Annotated in this window: 9 protein-coding genes; 4 read left to right on the plus strand and 5 right to left on the minus strand. The window is 70.2% G+C overall.

Annotated elements, in window-relative coordinates:
* The first annotated feature begins 210 nt into the window (after positions 1–210).
* Both ACH5AC_RS07850 and ACH5AC_RS07855 read left to right on the plus strand, forming a co-directional pair.
* Positions 211–7,587 carry a DNRLRE domain-containing protein gene (locus ACH5AC_RS07850; RefSeq protein ID WP_398860801.1) on the plus strand — a complete coding sequence of 2,459 codons (7,377 nt, stop codon included), beginning with the start codon at positions 211–213 and terminating at the stop codon, positions 7,585–7,587.
* Between the two features lie 85 nt (positions 7,588–7,672).
* Positions 7,673–8,122, plus strand: a complete 450-nt coding sequence (locus tag ACH5AC_RS07855; protein ID WP_398860802.1) for a DUF4240 domain-containing protein — start codon at positions 7,673–7,675, stop codon at positions 8,120–8,122.
* A 52-nt stretch (positions 8,123–8,174) separates the two neighbouring features.
* Here the strand turns inward: ACH5AC_RS07855 and ACH5AC_RS07860 are convergent, their stop codons facing one another.
* The 5 genes from ACH5AC_RS07860 to ACH5AC_RS07880 all read right to left on the minus strand — a co-directional run bounded on the left by ACH5AC_RS07860 (position 8,175) and on the right by ACH5AC_RS07880 (position 14,308).
* Positions 8,175–9,026 carry a hypothetical protein gene (locus tag ACH5AC_RS07860; RefSeq protein ID WP_398860803.1) on the minus strand — a complete coding sequence of 284 codons (852 nt, stop codon included), beginning with the start codon at positions 9,024–9,026 and terminating at the stop codon, positions 8,175–8,177.
* A gap of 5 nt (positions 9,027–9,031) precedes the next feature.
* Complete coding sequence (locus tag ACH5AC_RS07865) at positions 9,032–9,682, minus strand: hypothetical protein (protein ID WP_398860804.1); 651 nt, start codon at positions 9,680–9,682, stop codon at positions 9,032–9,034.
* A gap of 14 nt (positions 9,683–9,696) precedes the next feature.
* Positions 9,697–12,126: a glycosyltransferase gene (locus ACH5AC_RS07870; protein WP_398860805.1), complete on the minus strand. Its 2,430-nt coding sequence runs from the start codon at positions 12,124–12,126 to the stop codon at positions 9,697–9,699.
* On the minus strand, positions 12,123–12,824 hold the full coding sequence (locus ACH5AC_RS07875; protein WP_398860806.1) for a GntR family transcriptional regulator: 702 nt from the start codon (positions 12,822–12,824) through the stop codon (positions 12,123–12,125). The genes ACH5AC_RS07870 and ACH5AC_RS07875 overlap by 4 nt, the downstream gene beginning before the upstream one ends.
* Positions 12,825–12,952: 128 nt before the next feature.
* Positions 12,953–14,308 carry an aspartate aminotransferase family protein gene (locus ACH5AC_RS07880; protein WP_398860807.1) on the minus strand — a complete coding sequence of 452 codons (1,356 nt, stop codon included), beginning with the start codon at positions 14,306–14,308 and terminating at the stop codon, positions 12,953–12,955.
* A gap of 182 nt (positions 14,309–14,490) precedes the next feature.
* On the opposite strand from ACH5AC_RS07880, the gene ACH5AC_RS07885 reads away from it, so the two are divergent.
* A complete protein-coding gene (locus ACH5AC_RS07885; protein ID WP_398860808.1) occupies positions 14,491–15,132 on the plus strand; it encodes a type 1 glutamine amidotransferase family protein in 642 nt (213 codons plus the stop codon).
* On the plus strand, positions 15,129–15,599 hold the full coding sequence (locus ACH5AC_RS07890; protein ID WP_398860809.1) for a MarR family winged helix-turn-helix transcriptional regulator: 471 nt from the start codon (positions 15,129–15,131) through the stop codon (positions 15,597–15,599). Before ACH5AC_RS07885 ends, ACH5AC_RS07890 begins: the two co-directional genes overlap by 4 nt.
* Positions 15,600–15,619: the final 20 nt, after the last annotated feature.

Here is a 15,619-nt window from a genome sequence, read left to right on the forward strand (position 1 = left end):
CGATCACATTTGGATCACAGGACCCACGCATCGCTGGGGAGTATTCCGGTATTTCGTGCTTCGCCTCTTCTTTCGCCTCAGTAGCTTCATGTCGGTCACTGACGTTGACCGCGACTTGACAAAGAGGCAGTGAGGAAGATGAGCGAAGAGTCATCCCCGCCATGGGCGCGGCACCCGTTGCCGTCCCGCTCGTGGCTGAGACGCATAGCGGTGGCCACGGCGCTTGTGCTGTCGGCCGGGCTGATCGAGGCGGGGGCGGCCGTCGCCCAGCAGCCCTCGGCTGCTGCGGAGGACCCCGCCCCACTGGGCCCGGCGGAGGCCGAGGACGCGGCGTCGGCGCTGTTGATGGCGCGGCTGCAGGACCGGCGGATCGAGGTCACCGGGGAGCGGACCGACTCCACGACGACGTGGGCGAATCCGGACGGCACCACGGCGGTGGAGTCGTACACCGGCCCGATCCGGGTGCGCGACGAGAACGGCACCTGGCGGCCGGTGGACACCACGCTGGTGGAGGCCGGCGGCGTGGTCGCGCCGAAGCTGGCGGCCGCCGACGTCACCCTGTCCGACGGTGGCACGGACGAGACGCTGGTCCAGGTCGAGCGCGGCAAGCACGCGCTGGGCGTGGGCTGGAAGGGCCGTCTGCCCAAGCCCGTGCTGGACGGTTCAACCGCCACCTATTCCGGGGCTGTTGAGGGCGGTGACCTGGTGGTCACGGCCCTGAAGGAAGGTTTCACCCACAACGTTGTGCTCCGTGAGCGCCCCGACGGCCCGGTCGAGTACCGGCTCCCGGTGGATGCCACGGGGCTGCGCCTGAAGGAGACCGCCGACAAGCGGCTCGAGTGGGAGGACTCTCAGGGTGATGTGAAGGCCGGCGCCCCGGCGCCGGTGATGTGGGACGACACGCAGGACAAGACGTCCGGTGAGCCGGAGCACATGGCGCCGGTCGACGTGAGCATCGTCGATGCCGAGGACGGCAAGGGACAGGTGCTGGTGCTCAAGCCCAGTGCCGCGTTCCTCATGGACCCGGACGTGACCTACCCGGTCACCATCGACCCGACCGACTCGCTGATGGGGCCGGTCACCGACACCTGGGTGCAGTACGACAACTACCTCACCTCGCAGCGCGGCTCGACCGAGCTGAAGGCGGGCACGTACGACGGGACGCACAAAGCCCGCTCGTTCCTTAAGTTCAACGTCTCGAAGTACACCGGCAAGCACATTCTCGACGCGAAGCTGCGGCTGTACTCGTACTATTCGTCGACCTGCGACACGGTCAACTCGGGCGTCGAGGTCCGGCGGATCACGACCGACTGGGACCCGTCGGCGATCACCTGGTCCCAGCAGCCGTCGACGACGACGACCGCCGCGGTGACCATCAAGGACGCCAAGGGCTACAACTCGTCCTGCCCGGCGGGCTACAACACCTGGGACATCGACGGCATCGCCCAGGCATGGGCGAACGGCTCGGCCAACTACGGGCTCAGGCTGTCCGCGGTCACCGAGACCGATCCCAAGACCTGGCGCCGCTACCGGTCCGCCAACTACGTCGACGGATCCCACGACGCCGCCTCCGAGCCGTCGCTGACGGTGGTGTACAACACCAAGCCGGGCCCGGCCACGCCGCTGTCCCCGCTGACGGGCGCGGCGACCAACGACACCACGCCGACGCTGTCGGCGAAGGCGACGGACGCGGACGGCAACACCGTCCAGCTGACGTTCGAGATCTGGAAGTCGGACGGCACGGCCGCGCTCCAGTCGGGCAAGTCGGTGTACGTGGCCTCCGGTGCCACGGCCACCTGGACACCGGGTACGGCGCTGTCCCAGGGTTCCTACAAGTGGCGTGCCGCGGTCTACGACGGCACGGACTGGAACGGCACCTGGTCGGCCTGGCAGTCCTTCACCGTCGACACTACCAAGCCCGGCGCCCCGTTCGTGTCGTCCACGGACTACCCGCAGGACGGCAAGTGGTACGGCGGCGCGGGCACTCCGGGCAGGTTCACCTTCACCCCCGCCACCGGAACCAGCGACCTGGCCGGGTACGTGTACTCGCTGGACGGTGCCGCCGCCCAGACGGTGTCCGCCACCACCTCGACCACGGTCACGCTCACCCCGGCCGCAGACGGCCACCGCACGCTGCGCGTGCAGAGCAAGGACAAGGCGGGCAACGTCTCGACCGCTGTCAGCTACGACTTCCTGGTCGGCCAGGGCGCCATCGTCCAACCCGCGGAGGGAGCGGTAAGCGCCCGCCGAGTGAAGCTCGAACTCGACGCCCAGCCGAAGTACACGCGCGTCACGTTCCAGTACCGGCGCGGCCCGGGCGCGACCGTCTACGACGTGCCGCTGGCGAACCTGGCCAAGGCGGACAACACCCCGTTCACGGCGCAGAAGACGACGCTGTCGGACATGGGCCCGCACGCCAACTGGTCCGTGCTGGAGACCCTCGGCCAGATCGGCGGCATGGTCCAGGTGCGGGCGATGCTGTACACGAGCAGCGACGCGGACCCCGCGTACATCAGCGAGTGGCGTGGCTTCACCGTCGACCCGAACGCGGACGGTGCTGCCTCGGACGAGGTCGGGCCCGGCTCGGTCAATCTGCTCACCGGTGACTACTCGGTCGGCGTGACGGACGCCGACGAGTTCGGCCTGTCCTCCTCCCGCGTCGCCTCGTCACGCGGCACAGACCGCGGGTGGATGCCGCAGGGTGAATGGCTGACCACCAACCAGCAGGACGTCTCCACAGACACGAGCGGCTTCACCGCGACGACGGCGACCCTCAGCAGGGTCACCAACCTCGGTCAGGACGGCTCCCCCGACTCGTTGAGGCTGCTGCCCACGTCCAGCACCAGCGGTGACACCTACGCCTCGGTGGGCGGCGACAGCGGTGCCCTGCGGCTGGGCATGAAGCCGGGCAGGACATACCGCTTCACCGCCTGGGCGTACGTCCCCTCGGCGACTGGTCTGTCCCCGCAGCACGCGAACGGCCTGCGCTTGCTCGCCGCCTTCGCCACCCCGTCCGGCACGGTGACCAAGACCTCACGCAAGGTGCCTTACACCGACGCGTGGGCGGAACTGACCCTGGACTTCACAGTCCCGGCCAACGCCACCTCCGCCTACCTGCGCCTGTACAACGGCTTCGCCGCGGACTCCGGCAAGGCGGTCCACTACGACCACCTGTCGCTGCGTGAACTGGTCGCACCGTTCGGCCCCGAATGGGCGGGCGGCGCCTCGGGCGGGGTCGCCGACAACGACTACTTCTCGCTGACCTTCCCGAGCCGGGACATGGCGGTCATCACCGCCTACGACGACACCACGATCTCCTTCGCCAAGAGCTCGGACCGCTCCTTCAGCCCCGAGCCCGGCGCCGAGGGACTGATCCTGAGGGAAGTCGGCAGCAGCTACCAGTTGACCGACGACGACGGCAGCATCACCACGTTCGCGATGCAGCCAGGCTCGAACGTGTACGTCGTCGACTCCGTCTCCGGCACCGACGCGGCATCCATTTCCCGCTACGTCTACGACACCACCGACCGCCGCTCGCTGGTCAAGCGGGTGATCGGCGAGGTCGAGCCGGGCGTGGACGACATCGGGCAGTGCACCGGCAGCGTTCCGGCGCGCGGATGTGAGGTGCTGGAATACGTCTACGCGACGCAGACGACCGCGACGGCCGACACTCCCGGCGACGTGGTGGACCGGGTCAAGGCGGTGCGGATCTGGTCGTGGGACCCGGGCACGAATGCCGAGACCGCCGACGATGTGGTCATCTACCGCTACGACCTGACCGGCCGTCTGGTGGAGGTGTGGGACCCGCGGAAGACATCCCACGACGACACCGTAGTCTTCAAGACGAAGTATGCCTATGACGCCGCAGGCCGCCTCACCTCCATCGACACTACCGGTGAACTGCCCTGGCACTTCGACTACGGCAAGGCCGGTGCGGACCAGGACCCGGGCCGCCTGCTGAAGGTCCGCCGCCCGGCGCTCAAGCTGGGCAGCAAGGACGTCGTCGAGGGGGAGACCGCCTCCAAGGTGGTCTACGAGGTTCCGCTGACCCGTACCGGGGGCGGCCCGTACGACATGGCCGGCGCCGATGTGGCCGCCTGGGGTCAGTCGGACGCACCCACGGACGCCACCGCCGTCTTCGGCGTGGAGTCCGACCCGGGTACCCACACCGCCACAGCGGCCACACCCGGCAGGGACGGCTATCAGTCGGCCACCGTCCACTACCTCAACGCCTCGGCGCAGGCAGTGAACACCGCCACCTGGTCGCCGACCGGCGTCGGGGACATTGACACGTCCGAGTTCGATCGGTTCGGCAACACTGTCCGAACCCTGGATGCCACCGGCCGCCTGCTTGCCCTGGGCAAGCTCGACGGCGCTCAGGAGAAGGCTGCCGAGCTGGAGCTGCCGGACGACCCGGCGGCCCGCGCCGCACTGCTGGACAGCCGCAGCGTCTACAGCCGCGACGGCCTGGACCTTCTGGAGGAGTTCGGCCCGGTCTACCGGGCGCGGTTGGAAGAAGGCGTTCCGGCCCAGTCGGATCCGCCGATGCCGGCGATCGCGGCCGGTGAGTCGGTGGTGGTCCGCTCCCACACGGTCCATGTCTACGACGAGGGCAAGCCCGACGGCGCGGCGTACCACCTGGAGACCACCACCCGTGAGGGCGCCCGGATCGAGGGCTACACCGCGGACGTCGAGGTCCGGGTCACCAAGACCGGTTACGGCACGCCGATCGGCGGCACGTCCGGCTGGACGCTGCGCGCCGCGACGTCGGTGACGACGGACGCGGTCACCGGCGGCGCGAACCTCACCGCGACCATCAAGTACGACGCGGCGGGACGCGCGGTGGAATCGCGCAGGCCGGGCTCGAACGGCGCGGACACCGGCACGGTCAGGACCGTCTTCTACACGGCCGGGGCCAACCCGGATGACGCGGCCTGCGGCAACCGCCCCGAGTGGGCGGGGAACCCGTGTGTCACCCTGCCCGGCGGTAAGATCGCCGACGCGGACACGGCCCGTATGCCGGACACCTTGCCGGTCAAGCGGATCACGCGCTACTCGCGTTTCGGGGACGTGGAAGAGGTCACCGAGACCAACGCCGGCAAAACCCGCAGGACGGTGACGGTCTACGACGCGGCCGACCGGATCCTGTCCACCGAGATCACCTCCGACATCGGCAAGGCCCTGCCGGAGGTGACCACCGAGTACGACCCGGTCACCGGACACGCGATCAAGACGATGGCCGGCGGCAAGACCATCACCAGGGTCTTCGACTCCCTCGACCGCCTGCTGTCCTACACGGACGCCGACGGCGGCACGACCACCACCGAGTTCGACAAGTACGGCAAGCCTGTCAAGGTCAGCGACAACACCGGCTCGACGACGTACACGTACGACCGGACGAAGGAGCCGCGCGGCTTCGTCACCTCCGTGACCGACAGCGTGGCCGGTACCTTCACCGCGAAGTACGGCCCTGATGGGCAGTTGGTGGAGCAGACCTACCCTGGCGGGTACGTCCGCAAGGACACGTTCAACGCGGTGGGCGCGCCGACGGGCCGCACCTACACCCGTGCCTCGGACGGCGAGATCGTCTACGGCCAGCACATCGAGCTGACGACGACGGGCGCCATCGCCTCCGACACATCGTCCACTGACAGCAAGGAGTACAGCTACGACCGTCTGGGTCGCCTGACCAAGGCCCGGCAGAGCACCAGCGCCGAGGGCTGCGTCACCCGGACGTACGGCTTCGACGAGGCGGGCCGGAGTGTCGCCGGCCGCATGAACCGCACCTCGAAGACGGTCATCGCGGCCGCCGAGGACGGCTCCTGCGCGACGACCGGCGGGTCGGTCACAGCCACCTCGTACGACAGCGCCGACCGGCTGCTGACCGGGGGCTACACCTACGACGCCTTCGGCCGCACCACGGCCACGGGCACGGGCTCGGCCAACGTCTACTGGGCGAATGACCTGGTGGCCTCGCAGACCGCGGGCGACACCCGCCAGTCCTGGACGCTGGACCCCGCCCTGCGCTTCGAGGCGTTCACCACCGAGAAGAAGCAGGCGGACGGCACCTGGGCGAACGCGACGAGCAAGCTCAACCACTACGGAGACGACTCCGACGAGCCGCGCTGGATCATCGAGGACACCACTCAGGGCACGCTGACGCGCAACGTCTCCGGCCCGGACGGCGACCTCTCGGCCACCACCTCCGCCACGGGCGAGGTGCAGCTGCAGTTCGCCAACCTGCACGGTGACGTGTCGATCACGCTGGACACGGAGATGACGGCACCCAAGGTGCTGCTCTACGACGAGTTCGGCGTCCCGACCGACGGCCAGGCACCGCAGCGCTACGGCTGGCTCGGCGCCAAGCAGCGCTCCGGTGAGGCATTGGACGGCGTCATCCTCATGGGCGCCCGCCTCTACAGCCCCGAGCTGGGCCGCTTCCTCCAGCCCGACCCCGAACCCGGCGGCAACGCCAACGCCTACGACTACTGCAGCGGCGACCCCGTCAACTGCGTGGACCTCGACGGGCACTGGGGCTTCAGCTGGAAGAAGGCGTTCAAGAAGGTCGCCCGGGTCGCGGAGGTTGCCTCCTACATCCCCGGCCCCATCGGCAACGTCGCCTCCGCCGTCGGCGCCATCTCCTACGCCGCCACCGGCAACTGGAGCAAGGCCGCCGAAATGAGCGTAGGTGTCGCCTTCGGCTCCGCCGGCCGTCTCGCGGTCAAGGGTTTCAAGGCAGCCAAGAGCATCCGCAAGGCCAGCCGGGTCAACCGGTCGTCCTCCCGCCCCAGGAGGTCGTCCCGGAACACAGGCTGTTCCCGGCCGAACTCCTTCGCGCCGGAGACGCTGGTCCTGATGGCCGACGGCAGCTACTTGCCCATCGGCGCCATCCAGATCGGCGACTACGTAGCAGCCACCGATCCCGAGACCGGCGAGACCTACGCCGAACCAGTCCTGGACGTCATCAGCGGCTACGGCACCAAGCACCTGATCGAGATCGACACCGACACCGACCCGACCACCCCACCCCTGCAGGCCACGGATGCCCACCCAATCTGGGTCGACGGGAGGGGATGGACCAAGGCTCGCGATGTCCGGGTCGGTAACCTCCTCACGGCCACCGATGGTTCGCTGCACCCGGTTACTTCGCTAGAAGACCTCGGTTCATTGCCGGAGCAGCTCGTCGTCAACCTCAACGTGGGTGACATCCATACGTATACCGTCGTGGATGCCGCTGGCCACGAGATTCTGACTCACAACAGTGCGTGCGGGGTTCATGGCAACGACCGCCGCTGTAAGTGCGGAAGTCACGTCTACAAGATCATTGACAATCGCACGGGGGGTGTATACAAGTACGGCACGGGCAGTGGTAGAGTCCGTAACGGAATCCGAAAGGATGGGAAATCGCGACGGGCAGAAAAGCAGGTCCGTAAGCTCAATCGGGCGGCCGGAAGTCAGAGATATTCCTCGCATGTGATCAGGACATATCGAACGGTTGGAGAGGCCAGGGACCTTGAGCGAGCTCGGATCCTCAAGCACATTCGCCGCTTTGGGCGCCGCCCACCGGGGAACCCTGTGAACTGGTAGGTCGGCACACGACCTCAAAAACTAATGCCCGGCCGCGCAGCTCTGGCGCGGCCGGGCGCCACTCTGTCGGATTGGGATGCACTCCATGGACATGGAAAAATTCTGGCACATCATCGATGGTGCGCAGGGCGGGACCGTTCACGATGTCATCGAGTCAGTGGGGCAGGCTCTTTCCAAGGGGCCGGTGAATGAAGTCATGGACTTCGCCGAGCGCCTCTCGGAGGCGCTTTACACACTGGACAGGAGAGAGCTGTTCGAGAAGGATTACACGTTCCTTGGCGATGCCACAGGTGGAGAGAACACGGGCGAGGATTTTCTGTACGCTCGCTGCGCGGTGGTCGCTGCGGGATCTGTGGTTTACCAGCAGGTGAACCAGGACCCGGAGAAATTCGCGCGGGAATGGAACTGGCATGCGCAGGACCTGCTCTATGTAGCTGAAGAGGCATACGAGGAACTCACGGACGACACGTGGGAGTACGAGACGGCCGTTGACTACGAGACGGGCTCGAACGCCTCTGGCTGGACGGGCGAGTAGCGATTACGTACCCGGCGGGTGCCAGACCTTCACCGAGCACGGCGTCTGACGTCTACTCGTCTTCGGTGTCGAAGCCGTACGGCGGGATCGTCCAGCGCAGCAGTGTCCCGCCCGCCCCGTCGGGTTCGAGCGTGACGGGGTAGACCTCGCCGTCTTCTCTTCCGCCTGCGTGTCTCATCACGTGGTCTCCCCGATGCCAGTCGATGCCGAGCACCTGGCAGCCGGCGAGGTCGATCGTCCCGGCGAGGAGGGGATGGGGTCGGCCTGCCCGTCGGGAGCGGTGGAGGTCGGTGTGTTTGTCCAGGGATACGGCGACGCCCTTGCCGGGGAGACCGCCGCGCCAGGCGATGAGCTCAGCGGCGAGTGCCTCGGCTTCGGCCAGGGGCAGGTCGAGTCGGCCGTATGACCCGTGTGTCGTGCGCTCGCCGCCGAACTGGGCGTGCGCGTCGTCCTCGTAGCGGCCCCAGTAGGTGACGTCGGCCAGTCCGTCGACCGACTCGCCCAGTAGCCCGCTCCAACTGTCGAGGGCGATCGCGTCGCCGAGCACCATGCCGCAGCCGTCGACGGGCAGGTCGCCGAGGGGGACGGGTGGCGACGGGTCGGTGGTCCGCGGCCAGGGCAGGCCGAGGTCGACCTCCAGGGTCGCGATCGTCGGTTCCTCGTCGAAGGGGGAGGGGGAGGCGGTCGCCCGCACCCTCAGGGGCTGGTCGGCTGCCGCCGGTACGGCGACGGCCTCGCAGAGCCCGTCGTGGAGATGGCCTCCGCCTGATGCCGCCGCCGCCCTCGCACGCTCGGACAAGGGGCGGCCCAGTTCCCGCCACTCGTCGACGCCCCCGGCCATGCCCAGCACAAGCACACCGGAGGGCGCGGTGACGTGCCCCAGGTCGATGTAGGTCCGGGTCATGCGCGTCAGCTGAAGACGATCATCGAGCCCTGGGCCAGGCTGCGGGTCGCTGCCGCGTGGAGGCCGAGCCAGACGTGGCGTTCGCGGGCGAAGGGGCTGGGGTCGTAGGGGGCGGGTACGGCCGGCTCCTCCAGCTCCGTGGGCGAGGCGGGGGGTTGGGGGGCGGGTGGGGGGTTCGTCGGGTCGATGCCGATCGACGGGGCGACGTACTCCAGTTCGCGGAGGAGGGCGTGGGAGGAGCCCAGGGGGCCGCCGCCCGCGAGGAGTTCGTCGTTGGAGAGGGGCTGGGGGAAGTCGACGGGGACGTACGCGCCCGCGTGGTCGTAGTGCCAGACCAGGTGGGACTGCTGGGCCGTCGTCTCGAACATCTCCAGGAGCTGTTCGTAGTCGCCGCCGAGCTCGTCGACCGGGGTGACCGGCAGGCCGCAGACCTGGAGGAGGTACACCCGGCGCAGGAAGTGCAGGGCGTCGTAGTCGAAGCCCGCCACCGGGGCGACCTCCCCGGACAGGCCGGGCATGTACTGGTACACCGGAACCGGCGGGAGCCCGCTCTCGGCCAGCACCGCGTTGTACTGCGCGAGTTCCTCGGCGAACGGGTTGTCGGGGGTGTGGCACAACACGTCGACGAGCGGTACCAGCCACAGGTCGCAGGCCAAAGAGGGCTCCTCAGTCAGTGCGTTGCAGGGTCAGGGTTCCAGGGCAGGGAAGCGTAGTCGTGCAGGTCCCATACCCACACCCCGCCCACCCGGCTACCGGGGCGGCCCAGCAGCTTCTCCACCGTCGCCCGCAGCCGCTCCGCGTCCGGCCCCGGGACGAGTACCACCGCGCCCGCGTTCCAGTACGCGAGGTCGTCGCGGGCCCGCGCCCGCCCGGCCTCGTCCACGAACGGCACGATCCCGAGGTCCCGCGCGTCCGCCAGCACGCTCGCCGTGTAGCGGAGCGGGACGCCGTAGACGCCGGTGCGGTCGCCGTCGCCGTAGGGCCGGTTGAAGTAGCCGCCGGGGAGGCGGAAGCCGAAGCCGGACGCGCTCTGCCAGTGCAGCGCCCGCGCGTCGGTGGGGTCGGGGAGCGGCACCGGGACCAGGGTCTCGCCGTCGCGGACGTACGACCGCCAGGCCCCGGAGGTGAAGAAGGCGGGCACCTCGGGGCGCTGCTCGGAGCGCAGCGGGGCCGGGACGAGGGGGAGGAGGGCGAGGGTGACGGCGGCCAGGAGGCCGAGCCGTCGTCGCCGTACGTCCGGCAGGTCCGCCAGCGCCAGTGCCAGGAGCATCCCCAGCACCGGTGCGCAGATCATCGCCAGCCGGCCCACCAGGACGGACTCCAGCAGGGGGAGGGTGTCGAGGAGGGCCCACGGGCCGGGGACGGCCGTGGCCGTGAGCGGTACGGGGATGATCGGGCCGAGCGACAGCAGGGCGGCCAGGGCCGCGGTGGCCGACAGCGCCCGTACGACCGGGCGGCGGTGCCACAGCCGTACCGTGACCGCCACTGCGAGCAGGGCCAGGGGCCAGCCGTAGAAGGCGTTCTGCTCGGTCGGGTTGACGGAGAGGGCGTTCGCGCGGTCGGCGTCGCCCGCGAGGAGGGAGCGTTCCGCGAAGGAGAGGAGGGCGAGCGGGGAGTTGGCGGTGGCGGGGTCGTGGGGGAGGTGGGTGTAGCTCTGCGGGCCGGAGAACTGCCAGAGGAGGGGGTGGAGGACGAGGGGGAGGCAGACCGCGGCGGCCGTCGCCAGGCCGCGCAGGGCGGGGCGCCAGGCGGTGCGGGCCGCCTGGGGGTGTACGGCGGTGTAGGCGGCGGCGAAGAGCAGCATGCCCAGGGCCGCCAGCAGCAGGGCCTCCTCGCCGAGGAGGAGCTGGTACGCGGCCATCAGGCCGAGGGTGACCGCGGTGCGCGTCGGGCGCGGGGCGCCCTCGCACAGGCGCAGGGCGCGTTCGATGATCGGCGGGATCATGAACAGGAGCGTGAAGTTGGGGTGCGCGGCCGCGTGGCTGACCATCGGCGGGGCGAACGCGGCGAGCAGGGCGCCGGTGCAGGCGGCGGCCGGGTGGTGCGGGGTGAGGCGGCGGGCGATCAGGCGGTACCAGGCGGACGCGGTCGCGGCCAGGCCCAGGGTCATGACGAGGCTGAGGGTGATCGCCGGGCCCACCAGCAGGGTCAGGGGTGTGAGGGGGATCGACAGGCCCGGCATGACCGTGTTGGCCATGAGGTTGACGCCCTCCGGGTAGCCCTGAAGGTCGGTGAAGAGCGGGTTGCGCAGGTGGGCGACGTTGTCGGCGGTGACCGCGAAGAACCACTCCCACTGGTACTGGTCCTGGAGGGAGTCGGTGAGATAGCGGTCGTCGGGGGCGAAGAACCGGCCGGAGTAGAGGGCCAGGGAGAGGAGGAGGAAGAGGGCGTCGGCGCGTACGAGGTGCAGGCGGGCCAGGTCGCGCAGGAAGCGGGGGTAGTCCAACGGCCGTATCTTCGAGCCCGGTTGGTGCGACCAGCGCACCGGGACCTCGGTCACCGGCCAGCCCTCGCGGTGGAAGTGGCGCAGCACCTCGACGTCGATCGCCCAGCCGTCCACCCGGGCGGCGGCGAAGGCGGCGCGGGCCTTGTCGCCGTCGAAGAGCTTGAAGCCGCACTGGGTGTCGCGGATGCCGGGGACGGTCGTGGCGCGGATCAGCAAGTTGCCCGCTGCGCCGAGGAGTTCGCGGGAGCGGTGCTGGCGGCGGCCGAGCTCCGCGCCGGGGACGGCGCGTGAGCCGATGGCGGCCGCCGCGTGGCCGTCGGCCAGCGCCTTCTCCAGTTTCTCCAACTCGCCCATGGGCGCGGCGAGATCGGCGTCGGTGAGGAGGATCCGGCGGCCGGTGGTCGCGGCGACGCCGAGGCGGAGGGCGTGGCCCTTGCCGCGGTGGCGGCCGTCGGAGACCAGGCGGACACGGGGGTCGGGGTACGTGCCGACCAGGGCCCGGGTGCCGTCCCGTGAGCCGTCGTCGGCGACCACTATCTCCCAACTGCCGCCCGAGTCCCGTAGGTGGGTGGTGAGGGCGTCGAGCGTGCCTGCGAGCCGGTGCTCCTCCTCGTAGGCCGGGATGACGACGGAGAGGTCGACCGGGACCGTCACTCCGCCGCCAGCCGCTCGATCAGCGCGATCGAGTGCGCGTTGTACGCGGCGAGGATGGTGCGGGCGGTGGCGATGTCGCGGCGGTACAGGGCGTCGACCAGTTCGGTGTGTCCGGCCCACAGGTGGCCGCGCAGATCGGTGAGCCGGCGCAGATGCTGCACCGCGCACACCCAGGACTGGACCCGCAGCCGGTACAGGAAGTCGGCGAGGTAGGGGTTGCCGAACATGACGCTCAGCTCCCGCCAGAAGCGCAGGTCGTAGCCGATGAGGACGGTGAGGTCACCGGCGGACGCGGCCCGCCGGGCCTCCTCGCCGCGCCGCCGCACGCCGGCGACGGCCACCGCGATCCGCGGGTCCGCCGGGTCGCCGTAGCTGCCGCGGCCCTGCTCCACGGCGTGCAGCATGCCCTCGATGATCAGGCTGCGTGCCTCGATCATGCCGCGGTAGTCCGCGGGGGAGTACTCGTGCACCCGGAACCCGCGGTGCTGGTCGGCCTCCAGCAGGCCCTGCGCCGAGAGGTCGACGAGGGCCTCGCGGACCGGGGTCGCGGAGACGCCGTACTGGTCGGCGATCTCCTTGACGGTGAACTCCTGCCCCGGCTGCAGCCGCCCCGCCAGCACCTCGTCGCGGAGCGCCTCGGCGATCTGCTGCCGCAGGGTGCTGCGGGTCACGGCGCCGGTTCCGCTGCTGCGGGGCATGGTCGGGCTTCTCCCTGGTCGTCGAGTACGAGCGCGTGGTGACGTGCTCCCCCATGTCTACGAGCACGTCACCTTACGCGTTCGAATCCGAAGACACCCTATTTGAGGACAAGCCCCCCGGCCGTGGCCTACTCGGTGTACTCGTCCGCCACCGACAGCGCCGCGTCCAGCGCCGCCAGGCCCTCCTGCAGCTCGGCCTCGCTCGCGTTGCAGGGCGGGACGACATGGGTGCGGTTCATGTTCACGAACGGCCAGACGCCGTGCTTCTTGGCGGCCGCGGCGAAGGCCGCCATCGGCGCGTTCGCCTCGCCGACCGCGTTGTACGGCACCAGCGGCTCGCGGGTCTCCCGGTTCCGCACCAGCTCCACGGCCCAGAACATGCCGACGCCGCGCACCTCGCCCACGCTTCTGTGCCGCTCGGCCAGCTCCCGCAGCGCCGGTCCGACGACCGACTCCCCGAGCCGGGCGGCGTGCTCGACTACGCCCTCCTCCGCCATGACGTTGATCGTCGCGACGGCGGCCGCGCAGGCCAGCGGGTGTCCGGAGTACGTCAGACCGCCGGGGTACGGCCGCTTGCCGAAGGTCTCCGCGATCCTCCCGGAGATGGCGACCCCGCCGAGCGGCACATACCCGGAGTTCACGCCCTTGGCGAAGGTCATCAGGTCGGGGACGACGTCGAACAGGTCGGCCGCGAACCACTCGCCGGTCCGCCCGAACCCGGCCATCACCTCGTCCAGGACGAAGACGATCCCGTACTTGTCGCACAGCTCCCGCACCCCGGCGAGATAGCCGGGCGGCGGGACCATGATCCCGGCGGTGCCCGGGATCGTCTCCAGGATGATCGCCGCGATGGTGCCCGGCCCCTCGAAGGCGATGGTCGTCTCCAGGTGCTCCAGCGCCCGCGCGCACTCCTGCTCCTCGGTCTCCGCGTAGAAGCGGGAGCGGTAGAGGAAGGGCGCCCAGAAGTGCACGACACCGGCCGCGGCGCTGTCGTTGGCCCAGCGGCGCGGGTCGCCGGTGAGGTTGATGGCCTGCTGGGTGCCGCCGTGGTACGAGCGGTAGGCGGAGAGCACCTTGGGGCGGCCCGTGTGCAGCCGGGCCATGCGGATGGCGTGCTCCACGGCGTCGGCGCCGGCGTTGGTGAAGAAGATCTTGTCCAGGTCGCCGGGGGTGCGCTCGGCGATCAGCCGGGCCGCCTCCGACCGCGCCTCGACGGCGAAGGCGGGCGCGAAGGTCGTCATCCTCGCGGCCTGCTCCTGGATCGCGGCGACGACCTTGGGGTGCTGGTAGCCGATGTTGGTGTAGACGAGGCCGCTGGTGAAGTCGAGGTAGCGGTTGCCGTCGTAGTCCCAGAAGTACGACCCCTCGGCGCCGGCGACGGCGAGCGGGTCGATGAGCTCCTGCGCGGACCAGGAGTGGAACACATGCGCACGGTCCGCGGCCTTCACGGCGGCGCCGGCCTGGGGGTTCGGCTGAGGGGTCATGCCGGTGAGGGTAAATGTCCGCGATGCGGAAGCGATATCGGCGTCCTGTCTGTGGACGGGGGGTTTCCGCGACAGGTTGTCGGGCGTGCACCGGGCTCGGACGGACATCGAGGAGTATTGACAGCAAGCTGTCGAAGTGACAGTCTGCTGTCATAGCCGCTTCGGAACCGGGAGGCAGAACCATGGACCGCAAGCCCGTGCATCTCGCCGTGTACGACACCCTCGCCGACTGGGAGACGGGGCACGCGACCGCGCATCTCGCCCGCGCCGGGTACGAGATCCGGACGGTCGGCCCGTCCACCGAGGAGGTCCGGACGATCGGCGGGCTGCGCATCCGCCCCGACCTGGCCCTGGACGACGTACGGCCCGAGGACAGCGCCCTCCTGATCCTCCCGGGCGCGGACCTCTGGGACACGACGGACGACCTCGCCCCCTTCGCCCGCACGGCGCGCGCGTTCCTGGACGCCGGCGCGCCCGTCGCCGCGATCTGCGGCGCCACCGCGGGGCTGGCCCGCGAGGGCCTGCTCGACGACCGCGCGCACACCAGCGCGGTGTCCTTCTACCTCGCCGCGACGGGGTACGGCGGCGGTGAGCACTACGTCGACGCGGACGCCGTCACGGATGTCGGATCGGGCTTCGGCGCGGACGCCGTCGCGGGCGGGAAGCTGATCACCGCCGGCCCCACCGAGCCCGTCGCCTTCGCCCGGGAGATCCTCCGGCTGCTCGGCGTGTACGAGGGCGAGGTGCTGGACGCCTGGTACCGGCTGTTCCACGACTCCGACCCCGAGGCGTACGCCGTACTGCAGAAGGCGGGCGTCGCGTGAGCCGCGAGCACCAGGACCTGTTCAGCCGCAGCGCCATCGGGACCTTCCGGCTCAACGGCCAGTTCCTCGCGATCGCCGAGGAGCTGGCCCGCCCGGCGGGGCTGACCGCCGCCTGGTGGCAGGTGCTCGGCGCGGTGCTGCGGGAGCCGCTGCCGGTCGCCGGGATCGCCCGGGCCATGGGCATCACGCGGCAGAGCGTGCAGCGCATCGCCGATCTGCTGGTGGACCGGGGGCTGGCCGAATACCGCCCCAACCCGGCCCACCGCCGCGCCAAGCTGCTCGCACCGACCGAGGAGGGCCGCGCGGCGATCGCCCGCATCGACCCAGGGCACGCGGACTTCGCCGACCGGCTGGTGGCGGCGTACGGCGGTGAGGCGGAGCTGGCCGAGGCGGTCGCCGTACTGGAGCGGCTGGTGGAGGTCCTGGACGAGGTCGGACTGCCCCGGGCGCCCGTTACGGAACCGTAGGCAGCTTCCCGCCCACCTCA

The organism is Streptomyces sp. NPDC018693, assembly GCF_044391385.1.
GTDB lineage: Bacteria > Actinomycetota > Actinomycetes > Streptomycetales > Streptomycetaceae > Streptomyces.

Coding starts and splice junctions, on each gene's coding strand:
- ACH5AC_RS07855 (WP_398860802.1), top strand. CDS start 7,673: ATGGACATGGAAAAATTCTGGCACATCATCGATGGTGCGCAGGGCGGG.
- ACH5AC_RS07860 (WP_398860803.1), bottom strand. CDS start 9,026: ATGACCCGGACCTACATCGACCTGGGGCACGTCACCGCGCCCTCCGGT.
- ACH5AC_RS07875 (WP_398860806.1), bottom strand. CDS start 12,824: ATGCCCCGCAGCAGCGGAACCGGCGCCGTGACCCGCAGCACCCTGCGG.
- ACH5AC_RS07880 (WP_398860807.1), bottom strand. CDS start 14,308: ATGACCCCTCAGCCGAACCCCCAGGCCGGCGCCGCCGTGAAGGCCGCG.
- ACH5AC_RS07885 (WP_398860808.1), top strand. CDS start 14,491: ATGGACCGCAAGCCCGTGCATCTCGCCGTGTACGACACCCTCGCCGAC.